Below are 25,867 nucleotides of genomic sequence, written 5' to 3'. Positions count from 1 at the left end.
ATAATCAAACTCGGAATAAATCGCAACTGCTAGCTATAAAAATTAGGACTTACCCATAAGAGTTTATATTTAGTGATCAAAACTTATTTCTACCTTGGATGAGACTATATCGCAGACTTGGCTATATTTTACCTAGCGAAGATAGGAATTAATTCTAGGGAAATTTATAGCATGATGACAGTTAGTCACTCCTGTTTTTTCAATGATTTAATCCTGAACAAACTTGTTCGTAACGTTTTCCTGCGATCGCCCAAGTGAATTGGGTTTCTATCAGTTCTCTACCGTTTTGGGACAATTGTTGGCGTAGTTGGGGACTGTCAAATAGTTGGCTAATGGCGGTGACGTAATCCCTGGGTTGATTGGCGCGTAAGGCGCGGATGGGGGTATCTACGGCTAATCCTTCTAAACCGCGATCGCTGGCTACCACTGGGACACCAGCAGCCATTGCTTCTAAGGTTTTATTTTTAATCCCAAAGCCAGTCCGCATCGGCACAACACACACTGTTGATTTGTGTAAATAATCTACCATTGAAGGCACTTTTCTCGTGACATTAACTCCTGGTTGTTGTGTGAGTGCTAAAACTTCCGGCGCAGGACGAGAACCGACAATATCAAAAGTTGTTTGGGGATAAAGCTGTTGAATTTCTGGTAAAACTTGATTGGTGAAGAAGCAGACGGCATCAATGTTTGCTAAATTATCCATTGCACCGATAAATACTAATTTATATCCTCCGGGATCGGTAGTACGTTTGGGAAATAATTCCAAATCTACACCATTGGGTATAATTGTAATTTCACTATGAGGATGAAATTTTTCTAGTTGACTTTTATCATCTTCTGTAGTGACAACTAGTCCTGAAAATTTCGCGCCATATCTTTGTTCATAACGACGTAGAAGCGGCAAATTAATTCGATCTCGTAGCCTATTTTCGGAAACGCCTGTTGCTAACTGGTTCAGACAACTACCATAGACAGAACTATGAATATTGACTATGGTTCTGAGAGATTTCTGAAAATGCGATCGCACATAAATTTCATTGACGCTATGTTCGCAGGTAATGACATCACATTTTTGCTCTTGGACAAAGTTATCAATCCATGCTTGCATCTGGACTGAGTAGCGGCTAAGTACGCTGGGTGGGGTTCCCTGTTGCCAAAACTTACTCAAGCGTTCTACTTTCTTCAGTATTCCCGATGCAGTTCCAGAATCTGGTGGACGTTCAAACACAACGAGATCATCTACGCAGTCCCGCAATTCTGCAATTTCTGCTTCTGTAACATCGGCATCCCCTTGAGTCACTAAGGTGATAGCATGACGTTGACTCAAATATTTCAGTAAATTAAACGTCCTAACTTGAGTCCCCCCCCGCGTTGGCGGATAGGGAAAGGTAGAAGACAGCATTAAGATGTGCATATAATCAAGTAACCGGAAATCAGACTAAATTAAAATATGACACATATACCATGCCATGATTTCAGAATATATGTCATGATAAATATCTCTTATCTATTTTTTGTAACTTTTTCAGAAATCATAGCCAATCAAAAGGTGAACACTAAATATTTGCAAAATGTCATAAAGTTTGTGTATATTCACAGATAAATTGTTGCTTTTACCGAAGATTATAGATTAATAAATAAATGTTATTGATTATTGTGTCACTTAATCAGGATTTAGCAAGATGAAACCATTTGACATCTAAGAAGAGGCTGCAAGCCTCTGAACCATCAACCGAATAAAACAAAGATTAACCTTGGCAGTCGCATTAGGTAGAGTTCGCTCAAAGTTCTTGACGAGAATTTTGCATCTCTCCATCCAAGCATTTGACCATTCAATCACCCACCTGGCTGCAACCGGAACAAACCCAGATTTCCCTAATTCCTTTTTTTCTTGTTTTGATGGTTTTGGCGAAAGTTGAAACCTGATTTTCGTCATAATCTGGGGATAAACCTTTTTTAATTCCGCCCTCAGATGTTCAGGGTGATAACCGTGATCTAGTAGGATGGTAATTTTGGGAATATTGACAGGCTTGGATTTGAAATAATTGATGTTTTTAGTCAACATCTCAATCAAACCCTGATCATCAGACACATTCGCTTTGGTGCAATGAGTGAAAAAGGGAAACCCCAGAGTATCAACGGCTAGATGCCTTTTAATACCATTCGTCGATTTGTAGAAACAATACCCCTTGGATGCAGCACTGGCATTACAGGTGTTTTTTACCGCTTGAGAGTCGATAATCAGCAGCGTTGTCCACTTGCCTTTTTTTTAACCTGTTCACGCACTTGAGCATGTAAAATGCTCATCAGTCTGTCGAGCGCTCCTTGGGCCCGCCATTGCTTGTAATGCCAATAGACTGTCGAGTAGGGAGGTAGGTCTTTGGGCAAGTCTTGCCAATTGCAGCCATTCTTGAGTTGATAGAAGATGCCATCCAAAATTTCTCGCTTTGTCCAGTTAGGCGGTCTGGTCTGCTTCTTAGAGGGTAATATCTGAGGCAGTAAGGGTTCAAGGATTGTCCACTCTTCGTCTGTCAGGCTGCTAGAGTATGGCATAACTGCTGGATACGACTTTTGCAGTCACTTTACTTCAAGACAGTAAAAGATGTCAAATGGGTTCTATAGCAATCTTAACCCAAACGTGAGAAAAGACTGAGATAAAAATCCTTATTTTATAGGCATTTGAGGTTTATTGAACTCTCACATATCATTTAGGATTGCTATAGCATCTGGGTACTTTCATCATTCTGCTTAGATTGTTGCTTATTATAGTTTTTTAATGGTCAAACTTATGGCTAAAATTAGTATTTGTGTTCCTACATTTAATCGAGAAAATCTCCTGCCTTACGCGATAGAAAGCGTAGTTCAGCAATCTTATCAGGATTTTGAATTAATTGTTTGTGATGATGGCTCAACTGATGGTACACCTGAATTGATGTCACAGTACACAGACAACCGGATTAAATATATCCGTCATTCGCAAAATATTGGTAAAAGCAATAATATGCGCTCTGGTTTTGATGCGGCGCAAGGTGAATATTTTATTAAATTTGATGATGATGATCGGCTAACAACTACTTTTTTAGCCCAGACTGCGGCCATACTTGATAAAGATTCTAGCATTGATTTTGTTGGTACAGACCATTGGATAATTGATATTGAAAATACCAGGAATGATTTAAAGACTCAGGAAAATTCTCGTCGCTGGGGTCGGGCTAATTTAAAAGCAGGTATGGTAGATAATTTATTAGAGGTGGTTTTTATCAACCAAAGCTTCCAAATTGGAGCGACTTTATTTCGTCGTCAGACGTTGCAAGAATTGGGCTTTATATTACCCAATATCCAAAATTGTGAAGATAATGATTTATTTGTCAGGTTGGCTTTGGCTAATAAAAAGGGTTATTATTTATCGGAGTTATTAATGGAATATCGCTACCATGCAGAACAGCAAGGTATTAATCGAGAAGTTCCTTATTTGTTTGATAAAATTCGGTATTTAGAAAATTATCAGTTTGAATCAAAAAAATTAGAAAAAGTTAGACAAAATCGCCTCGCTGAATCCCAATTATTATTGGGTTTGCGTTTGATTGAAAAGGGTGAAACCCGAAAGGGAAGAGAACTCATTTTGGCGGGGAAGTCTTGTTCTACTGCTAAGGCTTGGACTGGTTTAGGTTTGTCGTTTTTACCAGTTGGATTAAGGGGACAAGTTTTTCATGCGCTACGACAAATTAAGGGGTAATATTTGCATAACTAACTGTAGCCAACAGCATAAAATCTAGCTATTATAGAGAAGATATCTCAATTAGTATAATTCAACCGACATTAATTCGGAGTTATGTACCAGCAACCTGAGATACATGAATACCAGAGAGTGAAAATTCCTTTTGAACCTGTATGAATGTGTTAATCATTCATTAAGTCTCAGTACAAACACATACACTCAGTTTTCCTTAAATCACTTTACTCTAATCATCGTAATTAACTATGGCATCTGTAAACGAGATTATTAAGCACCAGATTAATCCTTTTGACGAAGTAAATTACCGGACAGGAAATTTTTGGGTTAAAAACCAAGATCAAAAATCCCTGGTCACTTCAATTCATCAAGAATCCATAGCTGAAATTGAACAAATTCTCCACTTAGTAAGTGCAGATAATTTTAGTCGAACTGTTTTGCTCACTGGTGATTCTGGTTCTGGGAAAAGTTACGTTTTAGGTAGACTAAAAAGTACCCTTAATTCTAAAGCTTTCTTTGCTTACATAGGACCTTGGGTTGATGATGGGTACATCTGGCGACATATCTTGCGTTATACAGTCGATAGCTTAATTCAAGTCCCAGATGGACAGAAAGACTCTCAGTTAATTCTCTGGCTAGAAAGTGTATCCAATTTCATTAAGAATGATCTCAAAAAGAAACTTTTTAATGATAATGTTTGGGATTTATTACTCAGCGATCGCCAAAAATTTGTTAAACATCTCACCGAAACCTATCAAACTTATAATATTTATCATCCAGAAACTTTTTTTGGAGTTCTACATGACCTCACAAATCCCAAAATTCATACCCTAGCCTGTGAGTGGTTACGAGGAGATAATTTAAGTGAAGAATCAATGCAGGCTTTAACTGTTGAAAAGTGTCTGGATACAGAAGATGCAGCTAAAAAGATATTAGCAAACTTTGGCAAAATTTCTACAGCAACTCAGCCAATTGTTTTATGCTTCGATCAGGTAGAAAGCGTCCCAAATTGGTTATATAATCCACAGGCAATATTTAAACTCAACACCACTGTGTATAATGAAGCCATCCAGAATTTTCTGATGATTATCACTATAGCAACAGAACCTTGGCAGAAGATTTGGAAACAGATTGCACCCTCTGATAAAGCTAAAATTGATAAACTAATAGCACTGAAAAGCATTGATATAAATCAAGCTGAAGAACTTTGGAAATATGTATTGCAGAGAATACACAAAGACGCTACACCTCCACCAGAATCACCTATCGCCCCCTTAAATCGGCAAATTTTAGAAAAATGTTTTCCAGGGAGTAAAACTGATCCCAAAAATGTATTACTTTTAGGTAGAAGTCAATATCAGAAATATAAAAGTAAAATTATCGGTACATCTGGGGGAGGAGAACTAGATCCTCAAGCAGAGTTTAAATTATTATGGCAGCAAGAATATAAAAAAGTTCAGGAAAAATTCCCCAAGATATCTTTGCTATCATCCCCGGAATTAATTCGGATGTTACAAGTCGCTTTAGAAGCATTACAAGTAGGATTAGTCATACCTAAATTAACATCGGGAAAATATGCTAGCTATTCTTTGAGTTACCAGCAGGTAGAGAAAGCGGAAAAAATAGGCATAATCTGGACAGAAGACGCTAACATGAAGAGCTTACTTGATGTTATCGATACCTGTCAAAGAGCAATTCAACAAAATCTCTGCCAAAAACTTTTCTTGCTGAGAATGGATAATTTAGAAAAGTTAAAAAACAATAAAACCTACAGCCAAATTTTCACCCAAAATCAGCATCTACACATTCAACCAAATCTTGAATCAGTTCATTATTTAGCCACTTATAATTATTTAGTTAATTCTGCAATATCACAAGAATTGGTGATTGGATATAAAACCATTAATTTGCAGACATTGCAAACTTTAACTCGCAAGTGTCAAGCTTTCCAGAATTGTCTTTTATTGCAGGATTTAGGAATTGTACGGAAATCTGGAGGTGATAATAATTCTCCAGTCAAAGATTTTCTCTTAAATCTAGTCAAAACTCAATCTTTCATGGGTCTGACTACTTTAATATCTCAAGTAACTATTGAGTTTAATGATGTTCAAGAAAGTGAAATTCAACACTTAATTGGTATCTTGTGCGAGGAAAAGCAGGTAAAACTTCTTAACCCTAAAGCTAAGTTGGAAGACCAATTAATTTCTGTGATTTCTAAAGCTTGATTATGTGTGATCCATGCCTGGTTTGACGTAAAGTTTAGGAATCAGGTTTGGTTTCTGAGTTTATTTGTAGAGGTAGGGAACAGGGAAGAAGGAATATATGTACCTTATTTACCTGCAACCTGCTGTAGTACAATTCTCTAGTGCTTCTGATCTTTGGTCTGTTTCCCAGAATCAGAGAGAGTATGATCACAGCAATGCTTTGTTGTCTCTGGAACTGGGTCATAACCACCAGGATGGAAGGGATGACAACGCAAAATCCGCCATGTAGCCATCCACCCACCGCGCCATACACCAAATCTCTCGATGGCTTCAATCGCATACATAGAACAAGTGGGTTGAAAGCGACAACTGGGGGGAAACATTGGCGAAATAAACATTCTGTAGCCTTTAATTAAGGAAATAAATAATAGTTTCATCCTAATCACCCAAAGTCTTATAAATTAGTAATAAAGCTGAAAAAGTCCTATCTAGTAGTTTCTTTGTTATCTCTACTTCTCGATTCCACCTTAATTTCACCCTTGTGGCCGCAAATTACCCTAGTTGCTGCTTGGGTGTCACTCATCTTGCTTTTAGCATGGACAGTACATCGCTTTACTCAGGCTGAAACAGAAATAGTCAGAAAAATAGTGCATATTGGTACTGGTAATGTGATTATGCTGGCTTGGTGGCTTGATATTCCGGCCATTTTAGGGATTACAGCTTCCATTGTTGCCAGTGTGATTACCTTATTATCATACCGATTTCCCATCCTTCCTGGTATTAATAGCGTGGGTAGGCAAAGTTTAGGAACTTTCTTTTATGCTGTCAGCATGGGCATTTTAGTCGCTTGGTTTTGGCAGATAGAACAACCCCAGTACGCTGCTATTGGTATTATGGTCATGGCTTGGGGTGATGGATTAGCCGCATTAGTGGGACAACGCTTTGGTCAACATAAGTATAAAATCTTCGGCGCTCAAAAAAGCTGGGAAGGTTCTTTAACTATGGCGTTGGTCGGTTTTGTAATCACCAGTTTAATTTTACTGGGTGTAGAAGGTAACGTCTGGCAAACTTGGGTAGTATCTCTGGCTGTGGCTGTGGCTGCGACTAGTTTAGAAACTATTTCATTTTTAGGTATTGATAATTTAACCGTGCCGTTAGGTAGTGCGGCACTGGGATTTTTGTTGATTAATATCCTATCTTAGCACTGAACTGTGTCTAGATAGAAAACTATATAATAGCTAGTTTTTTTCAGCAAATTAATATCATAAATGCTGGGGAGGCGATCGCCAAGTTTGACAAACTAGATAAATCTGCAATGGAAATATTCAATCGCCTGGACGAAGCTTTAGATTCCTGGGGATGTCTCGTTAATCCAATCCTGTAAAATGGGGTTGACTAACTCTGGTGCTTCATCCTGGGGGCAATGTCCCACTCCTTCTAAGGGAATAAATTTCAACACTTGGGGATAGTTGGCTAGTTCTCTACCTAAGTTTATCGGTTCCCAAGGGTCGGCTGTTCCCCAAAGAATAATCGCAGGACAAGGTAGCAATGGCAACAGGTCTTCTGCTAGGGGTCCTGTGGAATAAGATGTAAAGGCGAGAAAAACTGCTACAGCCCCTGGGTCTTTTGCTGGTGCTGTCAGCATATCGACTAACTCATCTGTAACTATCTCTGCGTTAGCGTAAGCTTGCAGTAAAATCTTGCGTACTGTTTTCGGTTTAGCAAGTTGATTGAAGAAAAACTTACCAACTGGTTTGATAGATAATATTTGCTGGAGAATAGGTGCGCCGAAGCGCCGAGACCAGGATAGAGTTTCCCGTTTGCGATCGTGCAACAACCGTAAGGAACAGTTAATTAAAGCCACTCCTAAAGCTATCTCCGGGTTGCTAACTGCGGCTTGTAATACGACTATACATCCAATGGAATTTCCTACTAAAAAGGCAGGTTCACCCACTACTTCCCGGCAAAAGTCGGCTAACTGTTGTCCCCAGGTTTCCAAAGTGTAGGTCATTTCTCTCTCCGGTTCCGGTTTTGCTGAAGCACCAAAGCCAATCAAATCAATGGCATAAACGCGACAATTTGTGGCTAGGACGGGGATATTTTTCCGCCAGTGACCCCATGAAGCACCAAAGCCATGTACTAGAATAATTGAGGGTCCATTGGTTCCTTGAGTCTGATAGCAGATGGGGAAACCTTGCCAAATCCAAGTTTTGCTGGAGGTAAATGTGTTTGGAGAATTTGTCATCAGAAGTTGGTGAATATATAAATACAAGTAATCAGAAAAAATAGCTTTTTGGCTAGACTCAAAAGGCATAATACTGACAAATATGAAAATATATGGCAGTATTAAATCATTGGGTAAATCTCACATCTCGGCTATTAACTGTGAATTATTAAATGTCAATAGCTGTGATATAGTGTTGCTTTTTGGAAACTAGGAGATTATATCTATGATAGTTGACATCTTGTCATGTTGCTGGATATCAATAATCAAGATTGGCAATATCCGTCGAAACATTTTATCCGGAACTAAAATCTATATTTACACGACAGTCAACAACTCCTGTCTTTTTTGAGGAAAATTTTTAGGCTATGATTTTGTGAGATGTTATGCCATGATAGTTGTTAGTAAATTCAGTAATTCTACAATTTCCCTTATCCTGATTGATCGATAGGATGAGAGGCTATGGAGGATTGGCTAACAATTGGTTGACAGGTAAAAAACTTCCCCTAAATCTCAAATTAACTGTTTTTTCTCGGTTCCCTGCACATATAGAATATGAATATACTAGAAACGATTAATACGCCTATTGGTAACTATGCACCAGATTTTGAGCTTCCCGGAATTGATAATCAAGTACATCATCTCAGCCGTTATTTAGAAAAATTTCGTGCAGTCGCTGTGATTGCTATGTGCAACCACTGTCCTTATGTCAGCTTGTATTTAGACAGACTGAAAAAGATTCAAAGGGAATTTGCGTCAGAGGGCTTTACATTAATTGGGATGAATGGTAACAGTGCTACCCAAAACCTCAGCACCAGTTTTGACGAAATGAAAGCTTTTGCTGAGGCTCAACAGTTAAATTTTCCTTATATCTGGGATTCAACCCAAGATGTGACTCGGAGCTTTGGTGCGAGTAAAACACCAATGGCTTTTCTGATAGATAAAAATGGTATTGTGCGTTACAAGGGACAAATTGATAATCATCCCCAAGAACCATTATCTGTGGGAGAAGATTATTTACGCAATGCGATCGCTTGTCTGTTAAAAGATCAAGCAATTAACCAAGTAGAGACAGAGCCAGTAGGGACGACATTGATTTGGCGAAACTAGACATATATAGTCGCTGTACTGCTATCTTAAATTGGAGGCAATTGCAACTTTTTTGATAAGCGTAACTTGATGGGAACGAATTACCGACGGGTTTTACTTAAACTAAGCGGTGAGGCCCTAATGGGCAACATGGGCTATGGTATCGATCCAGAAGTGGTGAAAGAAATAGCCGAGGAAGTAGGAGAGGTAGTAGCCACCGGCGTTCAAATTGCCATCGTCGTAGGCGGCGGCAACATTTTTCGTGGCATGAAAGCTGCTTCGGCGGGCATGGACAGGGCAACAGCTGACTACATAGGGATGATTGCCACAGTAATGAATGCCATGACGCTACAAGATTCCTTAGAACGAATTGGGGTACAGACGCGGGTACAAAGCGCGATCGCTATGCAAGAATTAGCGGAACCGTATATTCGTCGTCGCGCCATCCGCCATTTAGAAAAAGGGCGGGTAGTGATTTTTGGTGCTGGTTCAGGAAATCCCTTCTTTACGACCGACACCACCGCAGCCTTAAGAGCCGCAGAAATTGATGCCGAGGTGATTTTTAAAGCCACCAAGGTAGACGGAATATATGATGCTGACCCTAATGTTTATCCAGAGGCCAAGCGTTACACCAGTATCACCTACTCGCACGTTTTAGCTAAAGATTTGCGGGTTATGGATAGTACTGCGATCGCCTTGTGTAAAGACAACAATATCCCAATTCTAGTTTTTGATTTAACAGTGCGGGGTAACGTCCGCCGGGCTGTTTTGGGAGAAAATATCGGCACCCTTGTGGGAGGTTCATGTGAAATTATCTGAAGCTGAGAGTACGATGCAAAAGACCGTTGAGGCCACTCAACGAGCCTTTAACACAATTCGCACTGGTCGCGCCAATGCGAGTTTACTAGATAAAGTGTCGGTGGAATACTACGGTACACCCACATCCTTAAAATCGCTGGCAAACATTAGCACACCAGATGCTAGCACCATCTTGATTCAGCCTTACGACAAAGGCAGCTTAAACCTAGTAGAGAAAGCTATTTCCCTCTCTGACATCGGTTTAACACCCAATAACGATGGTTCTGTAATTCGGTTAAATATACAACCTTTAACTAGCGATCGCCGGAAAGAATTTGTCAAAATGGCTAGTAAGTATGCCGAAGAAGGTCGCGTCGCCATTCGCAACATCCGTCGTGATGTCCAAGACACCATTCGCAAAGAGGAAAAAGCTTCAGAAATCTCTGAAGATGAATCCAAAGACCAACAAGATCAACTGCAAAAACTCACAAATAAGTACACTGCCAAAATAGATGACCTGCTAGCAGAAAAAGAAAAAGACATTACAACCCTCTAAAGCTGTTTGCTGATCAAAGAGTAGAGTATTATTAACTTTAAAGGCTGGAGAATCTGATCTAAATTCTTCAGTCTTTCTCTATTGCATTCTACAACGCCCTGTATTTGATGTTTTTTAGGTTGACTTACTTATCACGACTTGGCATCTAGCTTTTTTGTCTCTGAGGAAGACTATTTCATACATAATCACCAGGACGACGTAAAATCATAAATGGATTACCATCCTTAACGGTATAATTAGGATATTGATTTTTAGCATTTTCTACAGCTTGTAACCATTCAGGATGATCATCTTGCCATAATGGATGACGTAAAATAAGGATAGTTTTACGCCTTTTATCTCTATGTACATAACCTGTTAAAGTTGCAAATTGAGTTGGTGATTCATAACCCAAATTTTGCAATGTGTTAGTAATTGGAGAATTATTCCCTTGATATAAACTAACCCAAGGATTTTGTCTCCCCGTCAGGCAATAAACACAATAATTATAACTCAGATAGCTGTCAATGAAGCAGGATATATTTGGTATTTCTTCTGGTCTTGAATATACATCAACAGACATTTAGCAATATATTCTGCTAACTTCACAGGTACAGCGTTACCAATCATCTGTTCCAAGTCTGTTTTGGAACCTGTAAAAATAAAATCATCGGGAAAAGTTTGAATATAGCTTCTTTCACGAGTAGTTAGGGGACGTGAACTAGGTGTTAGTGGCGCAGCATCTCCTGGATGTTGTTGATAATTTTGTGGTATTGGTCTATTCACACCTCTAACCGTGGGACTGGGTTCGTCAATACTAAAAATTCCTCTTCTTTGATAAGTTCTAGGATGTCTATAATAATATTCAAGCCCTAAACTATTTCCAAGATAATCTCTAATAGTTTTAGGTTTTGTAGACAAATTAGCGTCTAGATAAGGTTGTAGCTTTTCGTCTTCACCACCAAGTTCTCCTATGCAGAAAAATCTTTTCCTCTTTTGTGGAACACCGCATAAACTCGCATCTAATACTTTTTCTGTTAAACCATAACCAGCAGCTTTAAGAATTTGACGTAATTCTGTATATTTATTAGTTTTATTAAACCTGGGGACATTTTCCATCACAAACCATTGGCTACGAATACCAGATATTATTTTAGCGAATGTAATACTTAAATCGCCTCTACCTAAATCTTCATTCCTCTTACCAGCACTAGAAAAATCCTGACACGGTGGACCACCAATAATCACATCAGGCAAGAATTTATTAAATAAGGCATAATTACTGTTTACCTGACTCAAGTCATATTCAAAAATTGGGTGCTGAAAGTTTTGCTTGTAAACATTAATTGCAGATAGCCAATTATCAAAAGCAGCTACAATTTCAAATCCAGAGTTTTCAAATCCTAATGATAAACCGCCACATCCAGCAAATAAATCTATCACTTTTAATGCTGAAGACTGCAATAAAAAATTTTCCTGCATACTAATCACACATCCTTTAATTTAGCATCAAAAATTTCTGGGTTACTCAAGATAATGGCATCAAACCTTCTTTCAGGACTGAGAAAATTTTGTCCTCCGCCTAAAATTATGTTATTGATTTCTTCTTTGCTAATTCTGGGTTTAATTAAATTATCACAAATCATATATGGACGAGTTTTAGATCCACTTAAAGCGAAAGCTTTATCATTTTTTGTGTTGTATGTTAATGTATCGATAACTAATTTATGATTTACTTTACCATCAAGTGCAAATTCATATAACATTTTTGTAAGCCATACCACCGAACGCATAGGTCGTTGTATAGTCTCTTCTGTGGCTAATCTTTTACATATATCGAAGAATAGTCTAGTAAAGCCAAAGTTACTCCAAACAAAAATATCTAAGCAGTTTTGATAAAGTTTTGAAGTTTTGCCAACAGTTTTCCATATAGGTTGCATAACTAATGGAGATTGTAGTTCTAGATTATCCGCCAGTAATTTATCCAAGCACTCTACAAGTGGGGAAATGACAGGTAATACCTGACGTATACTTAACCAATCTTCAATCTCACTGCAAACGGGATGAAGATAATTTAGTAATTTGTCCCTAGAATTTTGAAATTCATAAGCAATACTCAGAGCAAGATAAACAATAGTATCTGGTCTGATTACAATTTCACAACCATATTGATTATCTGGTAATTTATATGTAGAACTATCTGGTAATGCTGTTAATTTAATTTCCATCCTTCCCAAACAAGCATTATCTCTATTCATATCATGAGTAACTAGGTCAACTCGTGGAAGTTTACCTGTAACTATTTTTCTATAAGGTACATAATCACTTTCAAAAGAAAAGAATAAATTTGGAGAAAGAGGAGAAGTTCCCAATATTTCACTCACATCTATTTTTTCATGCTTGATTTTTAATTGTTCATCCAAAGTTAAATAATTCAGCCTTAACCCTTGACTATACATATAACAAGCCAATGAGATAGGAAAAGAATTATTAAATTGATTTTTACCCCAGCTTTCTCTTTGAGAAAAATCTCTATTAGAATGATTTAAACCAAATAAACTGGCTTCTATTTTTTGGGGGTTCATCAGATTTGTCTGGGCAATGTTAATGTAATCAGATGACAATTTTAGTATGATTTTCTCACATGAGACAACAAGATTTCCAATTTCCAACTCAAAGTGAAAACTCAAAAAAAACTCAGCGTACCTTTGCGCTCACCTCAGCGTACCTCTGCGTTTAAAAAATCCCCTCCTATTCCCTCTCCCCAATCATCTTAAAAACTCAGATAAAAATGACACAACCAACATATACAGCCGATGTCCTAGTAGTGGGTGGAGGAACCGGAGGAACAGCAGCAGCCATCCAAGCAGCGAGATGGGGAGCAAAAACCATCCTAGTTAGCGAATTTCCGTGGTTAGGGGGAATGCTGACCTCTGCGGGAGTATCCGCACCGGATGGTAACGAATTAATGGCATTTCAAACCGGATTATGGGGAGCATTTTTACAGGAATTACGGCAACGTCAACCAGGAGGCTTAGATCATAGCTGGGTGAGCTTCTTTAGTTATGATCCCCGCATTGGAGCCGAGATTTTTGCAGATTGGGTGGAGGAATTAGCAAATCTGCATTGGATTTCTGGACAAGTGCCTTTAGAAGTATTGCAGGAAGGTAATTGTATAACTGGTGTCCGGTTTGCAGACTTCACAGTTACAGCCAAAATTATTCTGGATGGTACTGAACTAGGAGATTTATTGGCTTTGGGGGAAATACCTCACCGTTGGGGCTGGGAGTTGCAATCTAAGTGGGGAGAAAATAGCGCCCCAGCAGATTATAATCATATCACACAGAGTTATCCAGTGCAAGCCCCGACTTGGGTGGTGGTGATGGAAGATTTTGGAGAAGATGTTGCTCCGGAAATTCCCCCAGCGCCTAATTATGATCCAAGTCTATTTGCAGGTGCGTGGGATAACTATGGGGCTGAGAAATTCCTCAACTATGGACGCTTACCAGGGGGTCGATTTATGATTAATTGGCCGATATGTGGTAACGACTATGGCGAAGGTGTAGGGCGATTAATCGAGTCAGAAGCAGCTAAAAATGATTTTTTGCAAGAATGTCGCTGGCATAGTCAAAATTTTGCCCATTTTATCCAAAAAAACTTGGGTAGACGCTATGGTTTAGCTGAGTCAGTTTTTCCAGGTAACTCTGGCGGTTTTGCATTGCATCCTTATTACCGGGAGAGTCGCCGCTTGGTGGGACTAACTACGGTGCGAGAACAGGATATTTTGCCAATGGCTGGGGGTAGGGTAGCGTCTCTGTTCCCGGATGCCATCGCTGTGGGTAACTATGCCAATGACCACCATTATCCTGGGTTCAACTTACCATTGCAGCCGAAATCAATCCGTTGGGGGGGACGTTGGACTGGTACACCCTTTACTATTCCCTACCGTTCCCTAATTCCTGCCGCAACAGATGGTTTTTTAGTCTGCGAAAAGAATATTTCTGTATCTCACATAGCTAATGGTGCAACTAGGTTACAACCTGTGGTCATGGGTATTGGTCAAGCTGCGGGAATGGCTGCGGCTATGTGCGTGGAGTTGGACTGTCAGCCGAGAGATTTGCCTGTGAGGGAACTACAAAATGCTTTGTTAAATTCTTTACCAGATTCTGCTATAATCGTCCCTTTATTAAATTTAGATATATCGCCCAAAAATCCGGAATGGCTGAATTGGCAAGTGTATTACTTAAATAACCCCCAAGCCTATCCATTAAGTGGCAATTATCCTAGTCCGTCGCTTTCTCAGTATAATTACCAAGAAAACCGACAGGTGATGACACGTCAAAGCGACTGTTTTACAGGGATGTTGCGGCGGAGGGATCAGGAAGATTACTCCTTTACGATCGCAGCACCAGAGGCCTATCATGGACAGACTTGGCAAATTGTGACTTGGCGATCGCACATCGAAGCGCAACTACAAGGGATTGTGCATGAGCAACTGGTAAATATTTGGGGTCAATTAAATCATGCTGGTAATTGGTTGTTAGCTGAAAAGCTTGACATACCGTAAAAGTAATATTTTTTCAGTAAAACACACTACTTTTTGCTCAATTCTCCGGACACCATACCACAAAATCAGTAGCAGTAGATAAGAGAGTTCTAAAATAAACATCTGTTATGCGAGCTACGATTTCACTTTTAGTTTCGAGTTTGGTCTTCAGTTCCTTAGCTTTTAACTGCCAAGCAAAGGTAAATCGCTTATCTCAGATGTTCCTATCTTCTTCTGGTTCACAACAGTTAAACTTAGAGTCATCTCAATATCAAGCGCAACTGAGGGAATCAGAAAGCCCAATATTACATCGGGGTAGTGGAAGGATCAGCTTCATGGAAAAGTCCGGTAATCGTGCTTAACTTCAAGTTAGGCTATCTGTTCGTGTCATATCTTTTGTACAGTCAGCAATTATCTAATTTTCAGGGAATCTAAACTACCTCTCTCGCAGAGATATAAAATTTAAATATTCAACCTATGCCAGAAAGACTGTGGCATTGCTAAACTGATTCCAAATAAATTATCAGGCGACGGCTTCGCGGCCTTCGGTACCAGCATATTCCATGCAGTGATGAGATGAAACGCTTAACTATAAAGAGAGTGACTCTGAATTTCAGAGTCACTTTTAAATCTCTAAAGCCTTGAAACTTTCACAATCTGCCCATATTCAGGCATGAAAGTTTACTTTTTAGCTTCAGCAATGGGAACCCATTCAGTGTGGAATGTTCCTTCTTTGTCAAGACGCTTGTAAGTATGTGCGCCGAAGTAGTCCCGTTGTGCTTGGGTGAGATTTTGGGGTAGGCGATCGCGGCGATAGCTGTCAAAATAATCCAAAGATGCACTAAATGCAGGTACTGGAATACCCACTTTTGCTGCTGTCATAATTACTTCCCGCCAAGCATTTTGTCTGTCAAGAATAGTCTGCTTAAATTCGGGAGCCAACAACAAGTTAGGCAAAGCTGGATTTTCGTTAAAGGCCTTCTTAATCTTATTCAAGAAGCCAGCCCGAATAATACAGCCACCTTTCCAAATCCGCGCCATTTCGCTGAGATTCAAATCCCAGTTATAGGTTTTGGAAGCTGTAGATAACAGCGCCATACCTTGAGCGTAAGAACAGATTTTAGAGCAATAAAGAGCATCACGAACCTTATTAATAAAGTCCTTGACATCGCCATCAAACTTAGCGCTAGGGCCTGTCAAACTCTTTGATGCTGCTACCCGTTCATCCTTAATAGAAGACATAATCCGGGCATTAACTGCGGCGGTAATTGTGGGAATTGCTACACCCAATTCCAAAGCAGTTTGGACAGTCCAACGACCAGTTCCCTTTTGACCGGCTGCATCCACAATTAAATCCACCAAGGGTTTTTTGGTTTCAGGGTCAACGTAAGGGAAAATATTCGATGTAATCTCAATCAAAAACGAATTGAGTTCATCTGTGGTGTTCCATTGAGTGAACACTTCATGTAGCTGAGTTGCATTTAATCCAGCCACATTTTTCAGCAAGTCATAGGCTTCTGCAATTAGCTGCATATCGCCATACTCAATGCCGTTGTGTACCATTTTGACATAGTGACCAGAACCACCAGGGCCAATATAGGTAACACAAGGGCCATCATCAACTTGGGCGGCAATTTTGTTGAAAATTGGTGACAGATACTCATAGGAACTGGGAGTACCACCGGGCATAAGTGAGGGGCCATTGAGAGCGCCTTCTTCACCACCACTGACACCCATACCCAAGAACCGCAGTCCAGCAGGTTCTAATTCCTGAGTACGTCTTTCTGTGTCTTCAAACCAAGAGTTACCACCGTCAATAATGATATCGCCTTCATCTAGAAGGGGTTTGAGTTGGGCAATCACCGCATCCACTGGCTTACCAGCTTGCACCATCACTAAGATTTTACGGGGACGTTCCAATGAAGCGACAAAATCTTCTAGGTTAAAGGCGGCTTTGACGTTTCTTCCTGGGGCGCGTTGCGCCATAAACGCATCCGTTTTCTCTCTGGAGCGGTTATAAACTGCAATTGGGAAGCCATTGCGCTCAACGTTAAGCGCTATATTTTCGCCCATTACGGCTAATCCAATCACACCAAAGCTTTGTAGTGTCATAAATTATTTTTGGCTAACTCTTGCAGATCCTTTTATCTTTAGGGTAGACCGAGATTTTCGCTTCTCTCCTAAAGAAGACCTTAAGAGTTGGATAAACTGCAAAAATTTACAATTAACACAAGAAATTAGTTGTGGCAAGTCAGTCTGGTCATACTTAAGTGTATCTCTTTGCATAGAATCGGAAAAACGCTACCAGTAACCGATGAGTAAGAGGCTGCTTTTAGATTAAGCTAAATGAGCAATTAAGTTGCAAAATTGAAATATCTAGGTAAGGAGTAACCAAAAAATGCTGGCATATATTCTAGCTTTGGTGGTGGGACTGGGTAGTTTAGCTATTTATATAGCAGCCTTCTTTTTTCCAGAAATTCACCGTAAGAATGATTTTATCTGGAGTGGTGTGGGACTTTTCTATGCTTTAGTGTTATGGGTATTTGCGCCCCGCATTTCTGGAGGTTTATTACTCGGTCATGTGGCTAGTGTGGCTCTTTTGGTTTGGTTTGGCTGGGAAACTCTGTCATTGCGTCGCCAACTCACCCCGCAAATGGAACAAACCCCAGTACCCAGTCCTGAGACTATCAAAACTGGTATTCAGGAGAAAATTGGTAAGTTATCTTTCACAGATAAGCTGGCTCAGGTGCAGGGGACTCTGGGTAATATCTTGAGCGGCGGAAAAAATAAGGTACAGCAGGCGATCGCCAAGAAAACCCCTGAAACCCCCAAAACAGAGACAAAGACCTCTGCAACGCCCCAGAAACCTGATGCTGAGATGATTGATCAAACTTCTGCGACAGTAGAAGCACCAGCCGAGGAAAAAGTTGCAACTGAGGATGTAGCGGAAGTTACTCCTAGTTCTCCACCTGCGGAAGCGGTAGGAAGTGATGAAACAAAATCTGCAACTGAGGATGTAGCGGAAGTGGTAGCAGCAGTCCCATCTGAGACGGAAGAAAAAGCACCGATTCCGACTGAAGAAATTCCACCGGATACAACACCTGCGCCCCCAGCAGCAGCGCCACCGGAAAACATACCACCGAATAATCAGGCTGATTGACTTGGATTAAACCCAGCGTTGTTTAATATGGCGTTGGGTTTTAGTTAATTTGTTGAAATTCTTTACCACAAGTCAGCAGCGACAAATCTAGACAGGTTCAATCATGTATACCAACTTGACCACGCAACAAATTATATTCAGGTATATCAGATATGAGTGCTATTACATCTAGTAACTTCGGTGTATTCTGACTCATTTTTTATAATCTTCATGTATGAAAACAATAGTTCCAGTGATTCTTTTATTAAAAAGTCTGATATAATATAGTACGTATGAATTATAGAATTTGACAATAATTTACAAAATTAATAATTATTAAGGTTAAATAATCATGTCTAGTATACACACAGGTATTGAATGGACAGATAAAACTTGGAATCCCACAACTGGGTGCAACAAAATTAGTCCCGGTTGTTTACATTGCTATGCAGAAGCTCTTACTAAACGGTTTCCTAATAATTTCAAGAATGGGTTTGATTTAACTTTACATCCAGAAAGGTTGGCAGAACCCCTAAAGTGGCGAACTCCCAGCAGAATCTTTGTGAATTCAATGAGCGACCTTTTTCATGAAGAAGTTCCGCTAGACTTTATTCAAGATGTATTTAAAGTTATTCAGGCTACACCTTATCATATATATCAAATATTAACAAAAAGACCTGAACGCTTAGTTGAGTTAGCACCTAATTTAGAATTTCATAAAAATATTTGGTTGGGTGTATCAGTTGAAAATCAAAACTATGTTCATCGGATTGATTTCCTGCGCCAAGTTCCTGCATCGGTGCTTTTTCTGTCCTGTGAACCATTGTTAGGTTCCTTAAATCTTAACTTAGAAAATATTGATTGGGTTATAGTTGGGGGAGAGTCTGGTCAAAAACATCGCCCAATGTCAATTGAGTGGGTTGAAGATATTCGTGACCAATGTCAAAAAGCAGAAGTAGCTTTTTTCTTCAAGCAAGTTGGTGGTAGAACTTCTAAAGCTGGTGGTAGGTTGCTAGATGGGAGAATATGGGATGAAATGCCTGATGCTTGGCAACAACACCACAACAAATGGGGTGCATACCCACAAAAGTTAAGAGTTAAAAAAGAAAGTTTGGGGCTTACTGCTTAGGTGGAAATGTCACTTTAACTGAATCAGCAAAGGTAATTTCACCTTTACTTTTTCGTCTTTTGTTAGCAGATGGTTCTGCGGTAATTTTACCTTGGTTTTCCAGATTATTAAGGGCAGTTTTGTAATTCTTGCTAATGTAGCGTTTACCAACATTATGCTGTAAATAAATTTCTTTCATGGTGATTGTTCTCCCAACAAATTCCTCTAGTAGCATTTGTTCTAATTCGTCTAGAGGACGATAAAGTTCAAACAGCAAGGGTTGCATAGAAGTAGCTGGATTATATTCAAAAGAAGGTACACCTTGATTTTGCTCAGAACTCTCTTTTGCCATTATCTCTTTCATAATCTCATAGCCCTTGAAGTGCTTACTGACGAAAATTAAATGATGGCTAGTACGGTTTCCATTTTCATGTTTAAAACGAAAAGGTAGGACGTATTCGCCACCCATTTCTTGCAGAGCTTCACAAATAGCCTCTACAATTGTTAACTCCCTTTCTTCTGGCTTAAGTGCTTGCAGTCGTCCACGTAATTTATCTGCTCTTGTTTTTTCAAATAGGGCATTTATATGTTCTTCAACTACTGTATTACCTAAACCCATGTTGATACGATTATAATTAAAAAAGAAAAGGCAATCACAGCCCCAGTTTTTGACAACTGAGTTTATAAGTTGTAATGATAATCCCTTGTATCCCCAAGGATCTACAAAAAATAATGTCGGGACTAATTTTAGCTGATTAAATGTTTGGACAATATTTTCTCCAACTTCGTAATTGATTACGTTAGGTTTGTATTTTAAATTTTCAATGCCAGGAATTGAATTTATAGAATCTTGAAGAGAATGAGTATGTTCGGAATTAGCATCATTAAATAATGTTTTCAGCATATTTCGCATATCTGGATCAGAAATTGCCGTTTCTAAAACTTTTATGGGTGTTGAGCTTGAACCATCTTTATATCTACCCGGACCAGCAAAAAGGTCTATGTAGGCAATTTTATTACCTGCTTTTTTAGCAGTTGGTATAATTACTTTTGCCCAAGCCCAAAAATATTTTTCAACAATTCTAGCTTTTATTAAAGATTGCTCTTTCTGTTCATCAAAGAAGGAATCGTTAGCCATACGGAATTACTCTATGTTATTCTAAGTATAGTAATGTATAAATTGCTGGATGTCTAGAAATGCAACTGAGCGTAGCATTCAGCTAATTTTAAGCGATCGCATATCGTTGTAACTAGCCTTCATCCCATCTCTTATAATTGATCGGATAAACTGCACATATAATCTTAGGCATGAGACTGTGACAGAACCTGGAAGCTACAAAGATACGGTAAACTTACCCAAGACTAAATTCGATATGCGGGCTAACGCTATCAAGCGGGAACCTGAAATCCAAAAATTCTGGGCGGAAAATAACATTTACGATCGCCTTTCCCAAGAAAACCCCGGCGAATTATTTATACTCCATGATGGGCCTCCCTACGCCAACGGCTCATTGCATATTGGTCATGCCTTAAATAAAATTCTCAAAGATATTATTAACCGCTACCAATTACTACAAGGGCGTAAAGTTCGATACGTGGCGGGCTGGGATTGTCACGGATTACCCATTGAGTTGAAGGTTCTGCAAAATATGAAGTCGGCAGAACGCCAAAGTTTAACGCCTTTAAAACTGCGGCAAAAAGCCAAAGAGTTTGCTCTAGCTACCGTAGACGACCAACGGGAATGTTTTAAACGCTATGGTGTTTGGGGTGACTGGGATAACCCTTATCTGACTCTGAAGCCGGAATATGAAGCGGCTCAAATCGGTGTTTTCGGTCAGATGATGTTAAAAGGATACATCTATCGGGGTTTAAAGCCGGTTCACTGGAGTCCTAGTTCTAAGACGGCTTTGGCTGAGGCTGAGTTGGAATATCCAGAGGGTCACACTTCCAGAAGTATCTATGCGGCTTTTCCCATTACCGGGCTGTCTGAGGCTGCTAAACCTGTGTTGGGTGAATTTTTACCCCATTTGGGTGTCGCTATCTGGACTACTACTCCTTGGACGATTCCGGGGAATTTGGCTGTGGCGGTGAATGGTGATTTGAATTATTCTGTGGTGGAGGTGTCACGCAGAGACGCAGAGGCGCAGAGAGAATATCTGATTGTGGCTACTGATTTGGTGGAAAGGTTGGCTGGTATTTTGGATGCTGAGTTGACTGTGAAGGGGACGTTTAAGGGAGAGGTTTTAGAACATTCTACTTATCGTCATCCTTTGTTTGACCGTGAAAGTCCGGTGGTGGTGGGTGGTGATTATATCACTACTGAGTCCGGTACGGGGTTGGTACATACTGCACCTGGTCATGGTCAAGAAGATTACATTGTGGGTCAGCGTTATGGTTTGCCGATTCTCGCGCCGGTGGATGATAATGGTAATTTTACCCAGGAGGCTGGTGATTTTGCTGGGTTGAATGTTTTGGGTGATGGAAATCAGGCGGTAATTGATGCGCTGACTGCTGCTGGTTCTTTATTGAAAGAGGAAGCTTACGCCCACAAGTATCCTTATGATTGGCGGACGAAGAAGCCGACGATTTTCCGGGCGACTGAACAGTGGTTTGCTTCGGTAGCTGGTTTTAGGGAAGAGGCTTTAAAGGCGATCGCTAGTGTAAAATGGATTCCAGCCCAAGGGGAAAATCGCATCAGGCCAATGGTGGCGGAACGTTCAGATTGGTGTATTTCCCGTCAGCGTTCTTGGGGTGTACCCATTCCGGTATTCTACGATGAAGCCACTGGGGAACCATTGCTGAATGAGGAAACTATCAACCACGTTCAAGCAATTATCGCCGAAAAAGGTTCCGATGCTTGGTGGGAAATGTCGGTAGAGGAATTATTACCAGAGTCTTACCGCAATAATGGCAAGTCTTACCGCAAAGGTACAGATACTATGGATGTCTGGTTTGATTCTGGTTCATCTTGGGCGGCTGTTGCGAAACAGCGTCCAGAATTACGCTATCCTGCTGATATGTATTTGGAAGGTTCCGACCAACATCGGGGTTGGTTCCAGTCAAGTTTGCTCACCAGTGTAGCCGTAAATGGCATTGCACCTTACAAAACTGTCTTAACTCACGGCTTTGTTTTAGATGAACATGGGCGAAAAATGAGTAAATCTGAGGGGAATGTGGTTGACCCCCAAGTGGTAATTAATGGCGGGAAAGACCAGAAAAAAGAACCCCCTTATGGTGCGGATGTGCTGCGCTTGTGGGTTTCTTCAGTTGATTATTCTGGTGATGTGCGCTTAGGAAGTAACATCATTAAACAATTAGCTGATGTGAGGAACAAAATTCGCAATACAGCTAGGTTTTTGTTGGGTAGCTTGCATGATTTTGACCCGGAAACAGATGCAGTCCCTTTTGAAGATTTACCAGATTTGGATAAATATATGCTGCACCTGATTCATGGGGTGTTTAACGAGGTGACGAAAGCTTTTGACTTAGAAAAAGGAGAGGAAGAAGGTTATAAACCTTTTCAACTATCGCGTTTTTTCTACACGGTGCAGAATTTCTGCGTGGTGGATTTATCCAATTTCTATTTAGATATTGCTAAGGATAGACTCTACATTAGTGCGCTGAATTCTTTCCGTCGTCGCAGTTGTCAAACAGTTTTGCACATTGCATTGGAAAATTTAGTGAGAGCGATCGCACCTGTTTTGTGTCACACTGCTGAGGATATCTGGCAATTTATCCCTTACCAAACTCCATGCAAATCAGTGTTTGAAGCTGGTTGGTTGCAGGTAGATGAAACATGGCGGAATCCTGAATTAGCAGAATTTTGGGAAAAACTGCGGAGACTTCGCTACTCTGTGAACAAGGTTTTAGAAAAAGCTAGGGGAGAAAAAATGATTGGTTCTTCCCTAGACGCAAAAGCTTTGATTTATGTGACTGATGAAAACGAAGAGTTCCGTAATGCTATAAAACCTTTAAATCCTGTTAGCGGTAATGGTGTGGATGAACTGCGATATTTATTCCTTACATCTCAGGTAGAACTGTTAGATTTTTCTAACAAAGATCAACTGAAAACAGTGGAATACAAGTTATCTGTTAACACCGATCCTGATATTGATAACCGTCTCCTCCGAGATGAAGATAGCTGGGAAGTTGGGGTAGTAAATGCAGAAGGGAAAAAATGCGATCGCTGTTGGAATTATTCCACCCATGTGGGAGAATCCGCAGAGCATCCCCTATTGTGTGAACGCTGCGTCCCAGCCTTAGCCGGAGAGTTTTAATCCAATCCACAATCTAACCCCAACCCCTTCTCCTCTAGGGAAGGGGCTAAAAATCTACAACGTGATACAAAATAATAGTTTTGTTAAGCCTCTCTCCTATCCATATCCGTCTTAACATGACTGTAAGCTAGATAGTTTTAACTTCCGTCCCACCAAATATATCTACTTCTGAGTTCCCTATTCACACCACTAGAATCTCTCAGGGGAGGGATGTTCGCCTTTAGAGACTTATCCAAAATAAATTAATCACAAAAAAATTAAGAGTGTATGGTATTTTTTAAGAATGAAAATTTCACTTCAAACTAATTGGAATTGGTTACTAGTGCGCCGCTATTGGGAATTGCTACAAGTCCTAGTATCGCGGAATTTAAAAGTCCGTTATCGAGGCTCATTTTTGGGCGTTTATTGGTCGCTATTAAATCCATTACTCATGACAGGATTGTACTCAGCGATATTTGGGACAGCATTTGCATCCTATTACCAGGATTCCATACTCAACTATATATTAGCAGCCTTTACCGGATTGGTTGTGATCAATTTTTTCTCTGCTTCCACTTCTCAGGCATTAAGTAGTATAGTGAATAACGGCTCACTATTAAATAAAATTTCCCTCCCATCAAGTGTATTTCCCTTATCTATAATTACCTCAAATATATTCCAGTTTTCTGTAGGAGTTCTGCCTGTTTTGGCAGTAATTACCTTTGTATACTCCCAGAGTTTAGTCAATGTGCTGGCGCTGTTATTGCCATTTTTAGCTTTAGTTTTAGTTTCTACCGGCGTAAGCTTTTTTGTTAGTGGATTATATGTATTTTTTAGAGACTTACCTTACTTTTATGAGTTAATTGTATTTGTGATTTGGCTTAGTAGTCCCATATTTTACCCAGCCGCAATTGTTCCCCCACAGGTCAAACAGTTTTTGGTGTTGAATCCATTGTCACCGATTATTGAAAGTTTGCGTCAAATTACATTATCAGGAACATCCGCAGATTTGGGTTTAATTTGGGGTGCATTACTCAGTGGTATAATAATTTTGTCCTTGGGTTGGGCTTGTTTTCACCTCTGGCGCAATCAATTTATGGATTTGTTATAAAAATTTCCCTTGCCATATTAGATATATGACTATTTTTCCTAATCCCTTAGTCTGGATGCCTTTATCTGAGGAACTCAGTGGTTTTCGGAAATACTGCTATGGTATTGTACTCAATGCTGGGTCTGGACAAAGAAGCATTCAATTAGGTGAAAAAGATTTAAATATTGATATTACTGAGTGGAATAAACCAGATATCCTGGCAGATTTACATCAGATTCCTTTACTAGATGAATCAGTAGATACCATAGTTTCGATTGCTGTTTTAGAACATACTCGATATCCCTGGCAAATTGCTGAGGAATTTTATCGCGTCCTCAGACCAATGGGATATGGAATTATTGCCGTTCCCTTTCTCCAACCACAACATGACTTTCCTGGAGATTACATTCGATTTACTGAAAACGGTTTAATAGAAATCGTTAAATATGCTGGATTTGAAGTTATTGAAACCAGTTATGTCCATCATTTTGGTCAAACTTTAGCCTGGTTGTTATGGGAATATTTACAGTTTCATCCACCTAAAAAATTTACTTGGTTCTTTTGGCAAAATCTGATTCGTCAACTTTCTTTAGGGAATTTGCTTAAAGGGGATAGTCCCAATACTCACAATACTCATTATATTGTGGTGCGGAAGCCTGGAAATATCAATATTAAACCTCATTATATCCAAGCTTTGACGCAGAAAAATGATCAGGATTGGTTTTTTCCGCTTCTAGCTTGTCCCATCACTAAGCAACCGTTACATCTGCAAGACAATTCTTTGGTGTCTGCAAATGGCAAATTTATCTATGGATTTCAACAAGGTATTCCCTATTTAGAAGCTTCATATAATCCATTTGATTCTCCTCAAGTTAATTCTGATAAATTAGTTTCTGAACCAGCAGCATCGGAGTCTGATATCGTATCTCAATTAAGCGAAGAATTATCTAATTTGAGATTGCATATCAAAAATCTGGAGTCTAAGGTTGAATTATCTAATAATACAATTAACCAGATTCAATCTAGCAAGTTTTGGCAATTAAGACAAAGCTGGTTGAAATTAAAGGCAGCTTTGGGTTTAATGAAGTATTAGAAATTTTAATCCTTTGTTAATACATTGTCGGTTACAGGCAATATTTTTGGGA

At 39.6% G+C, this 25,867-nt stretch carries 23 protein-coding genes; 13 read left to right on the top strand and 10 right to left on the bottom strand.

The window, feature by feature from the left end; genetic code table 11:
• Nucleotides 1-199 precede the first annotated feature (199 nt).
• The 3 genes from VB620_RS00705 to VB620_RS00695 form a co-directional block, all read right to left on the bottom strand.
• Complete coding sequence (locus VB620_RS00705) at nucleotides 200-1,414, bottom strand: glycosyltransferase family 4 protein (protein ID WP_323194201.1); 1,215 nt, start codon at nucleotides 1,412-1,414, stop codon at nucleotides 200-202.
• A gap of 285 nt (nucleotides 1,415-1,699) precedes the next feature.
• Complete coding sequence (locus VB620_RS00700; protein WP_323194382.1) at nucleotides 1,700-2,239, bottom strand: transposase; 540 nt, start codon at nucleotides 2,237-2,239, stop codon at nucleotides 1,700-1,702.
• A gap of 2 nt (nucleotides 2,240-2,241) precedes the next feature.
• Nucleotides 2,242-2,553: a transposase gene (locus tag VB620_RS00695; RefSeq protein ID WP_323194200.1), complete on the bottom strand. Its 312-nt coding sequence runs from the start codon at nucleotides 2,551-2,553 to the stop codon at nucleotides 2,242-2,244.
• A gap of 235 nt (nucleotides 2,554-2,788) precedes the next feature.
• Between VB620_RS00695 and VB620_RS00690 the strand changes: the two genes are divergently transcribed.
• Entirely contained in the window at nucleotides 2,789-3,736 is a 948-nt protein-coding gene (locus tag VB620_RS00690; RefSeq protein ID WP_323194199.1) for a glycosyltransferase family 2 protein, read from the top strand.
• A gap of 245 nt (nucleotides 3,737-3,981) precedes the next feature.
• Nucleotides 3,982-5,958 carry an ATP-binding protein gene (locus tag VB620_RS00685; RefSeq protein ID WP_323194198.1) on the top strand — a complete coding sequence of 659 codons (1,977 nt, stop codon included), beginning with the start codon at nucleotides 3,982-3,984 and terminating at the stop codon, nucleotides 5,956-5,958.
• Nucleotides 5,959-6,095: 137 nt separating this feature from the next.
• Here the strand turns inward: VB620_RS00685 and yidD are convergent, their stop codons facing one another.
• Nucleotides 6,096-6,374, bottom strand: coding sequence for a membrane protein insertion efficiency factor YidD (gene yidD, locus VB620_RS00680; RefSeq protein WP_323194197.1), 279 nt, complete (start codon nucleotides 6,372-6,374; stop codon nucleotides 6,096-6,098).
• Between the two features lie 63 nt (nucleotides 6,375-6,437).
• Here yidD and VB620_RS00675 point away from each other — a divergent pair, with 63 nt between their 5' ends.
• The gene (locus tag VB620_RS00675) at nucleotides 6,438-7,139 is read left to right on the top strand and encodes a diacylglycerol/polyprenol kinase family protein (protein WP_323194196.1); all 702 of its coding nucleotides are present in this window, start codon (nucleotides 6,438-6,440) and stop codon (nucleotides 7,137-7,139) included.
• A 143-nt stretch (nucleotides 7,140-7,282) separates the two neighbouring features.
• On the opposite strand, the gene VB620_RS00670 is transcribed toward VB620_RS00675, so the two are convergent.
• Entirely contained in the window at nucleotides 7,283-8,182 is a 900-nt protein-coding gene (locus VB620_RS00670; protein ID WP_323194195.1) for an alpha/beta fold hydrolase, read from the bottom strand.
• 534 nt (nucleotides 8,183-8,716) lie between these two features.
• Between VB620_RS00670 and VB620_RS00665 the strand changes: the two genes are divergently transcribed.
• From VB620_RS00665 to frr, 3 genes are all read left to right on the top strand, one after another.
• Nucleotides 8,717-9,271, top strand: coding sequence for a thioredoxin family protein (locus VB620_RS00665; protein ID WP_323194194.1), 555 nt, complete (start codon nucleotides 8,717-8,719; stop codon nucleotides 9,269-9,271).
• Nucleotides 9,272-9,340: 69 nt separating this feature from the next.
• Nucleotides 9,341-10,069 (top strand): UMP kinase, encoded by a 729-nt coding sequence (pyrH, locus tag VB620_RS00660; RefSeq protein ID WP_323194193.1) that lies wholly within the window; start codon nucleotides 9,341-9,343, stop codon nucleotides 10,067-10,069.
• Entirely contained in the window at nucleotides 10,056-10,604 is a 549-nt protein-coding gene (frr, locus tag VB620_RS00655; RefSeq protein ID WP_323194192.1) for a ribosome recycling factor, read from the top strand. Before pyrH ends, frr begins: the two co-directional genes overlap by 14 nt.
• A 175-nt stretch (nucleotides 10,605-10,779) precedes the next feature.
• Here frr and VB620_RS00650 read toward each other — a convergent pair whose 3' ends face one another.
• The 3 genes from VB620_RS00650 to VB620_RS00640 form a co-directional block, all read right to left on the bottom strand.
• Entirely contained in the window at nucleotides 10,780-11,007 is a 228-nt protein-coding gene (locus tag VB620_RS00650; RefSeq protein ID WP_323194191.1) for a hypothetical protein, read from the bottom strand.
• 89 nt (nucleotides 11,008-11,096) lie between these two features.
• The gene (locus tag VB620_RS00645) at nucleotides 11,097-12,065 is read right to left on the bottom strand and encodes a DNA cytosine methyltransferase (RefSeq protein ID WP_323194190.1); all 969 of its coding nucleotides are present in this window, start codon (nucleotides 12,063-12,065) and stop codon (nucleotides 11,097-11,099) included.
• A gap of 5 nt (nucleotides 12,066-12,070) precedes the next feature.
• The gene (locus VB620_RS00640; protein ID WP_323194189.1) at nucleotides 12,071-13,168 is read right to left on the bottom strand and encodes a HindVP family restriction endonuclease; all 1,098 of its coding nucleotides are present in this window, start codon (nucleotides 13,166-13,168) and stop codon (nucleotides 12,071-12,073) included.
• A 206-nt stretch (nucleotides 13,169-13,374) separates the two neighbouring features.
• Here VB620_RS00640 and VB620_RS00635 point away from each other — a divergent pair, with 206 nt between their 5' ends.
• Both VB620_RS00635 and patX read left to right on the top strand, forming a co-directional pair.
• A complete protein-coding gene (locus VB620_RS00635) occupies nucleotides 13,375-15,150 on the top strand; it encodes an FAD-dependent oxidoreductase (protein ID WP_323194188.1) in 1,776 nt (591 codons plus the stop codon).
• Between the two features lie 107 nt (nucleotides 15,151-15,257).
• Nucleotides 15,258-15,491, top strand: coding sequence for a heterocyst-inhibiting protein PatX (patX, locus tag VB620_RS00630; protein ID WP_323194187.1), 234 nt, complete (start codon nucleotides 15,258-15,260; stop codon nucleotides 15,489-15,491).
• 319 nt (nucleotides 15,492-15,810) lie between these two features.
• Here patX and gndA read toward each other — a convergent pair whose 3' ends face one another.
• Complete coding sequence (gene gndA / locus VB620_RS00625) at nucleotides 15,811-17,241, bottom strand: NADP-dependent phosphogluconate dehydrogenase (protein ID WP_323194186.1); 1,431 nt, start codon at nucleotides 17,239-17,241, stop codon at nucleotides 15,811-15,813.
• Nucleotides 17,242-17,527: 286 nt separating this feature from the next.
• On the opposite strand from gndA, the gene VB620_RS00620 reads away from it, so the two are divergent.
• Together VB620_RS00620 and VB620_RS00615 are read left to right on the top strand one after the other, a co-directional pair.
• Nucleotides 17,528-18,289, top strand: a complete 762-nt coding sequence (locus tag VB620_RS00620) for a Ycf66 family protein (RefSeq protein ID WP_323194185.1) — start codon at nucleotides 17,528-17,530, stop codon at nucleotides 18,287-18,289.
• Between the two features lie 331 nt (nucleotides 18,290-18,620).
• Complete coding sequence (locus VB620_RS00615) at nucleotides 18,621-19,397, top strand: DUF5131 family protein (protein WP_323194184.1); 777 nt, start codon at nucleotides 18,621-18,623, stop codon at nucleotides 19,395-19,397.
• On the opposite strand, the gene VB620_RS00610 is transcribed toward VB620_RS00615, so the two are convergent.
• Nucleotides 19,387-20,514 (bottom strand): three-Cys-motif partner protein TcmP, encoded by a 1,128-nt coding sequence (locus tag VB620_RS00610; RefSeq protein ID WP_323194183.1) that lies wholly within the window; start codon nucleotides 20,512-20,514, stop codon nucleotides 19,387-19,389. The genes VB620_RS00615 and VB620_RS00610 overlap by 11 nt on opposite strands.
• A gap of 178 nt (nucleotides 20,515-20,692) precedes the next feature.
• Between VB620_RS00610 and ileS the strand changes: the two genes are divergently transcribed.
• The 3 genes from ileS to VB620_RS00595 all read left to right on the top strand — a co-directional run bounded on the left by ileS (nucleotide 20,693) and on the right by VB620_RS00595 (nucleotide 25,815).
• Nucleotides 20,693-23,653, top strand: coding sequence for an isoleucine--tRNA ligase (gene ileS, locus VB620_RS00605; protein ID WP_323194182.1), 2,961 nt, complete (start codon nucleotides 20,693-20,695; stop codon nucleotides 23,651-23,653).
• Nucleotides 23,654-23,936: 283 nt separating this feature from the next.
• A complete protein-coding gene (locus VB620_RS00600) occupies nucleotides 23,937-24,743 on the top strand; it encodes an ABC transporter permease (protein ID WP_323194181.1) in 807 nt (268 codons plus the stop codon).
• Between the two features lie 25 nt (nucleotides 24,744-24,768).
• Complete coding sequence (locus VB620_RS00595; RefSeq protein WP_323194180.1) at nucleotides 24,769-25,815, top strand: class I SAM-dependent methyltransferase; 1,047 nt, start codon at nucleotides 24,769-24,771, stop codon at nucleotides 25,813-25,815.
• The last annotated feature ends 52 nt before the right edge of the window (nucleotides 25,816-25,867 follow it).

It is taken from the genome of Nodularia harveyana UHCC-0300 (assembly GCF_034931085.1).
Taxonomy (GTDB): Bacteria; Cyanobacteriota; Cyanobacteriia; order Cyanobacteriales; family Nostocaceae; genus Nodularia; species Nodularia harveyana.
This window is presented reverse-complemented; position numbering and strand designations above follow the sequence as displayed.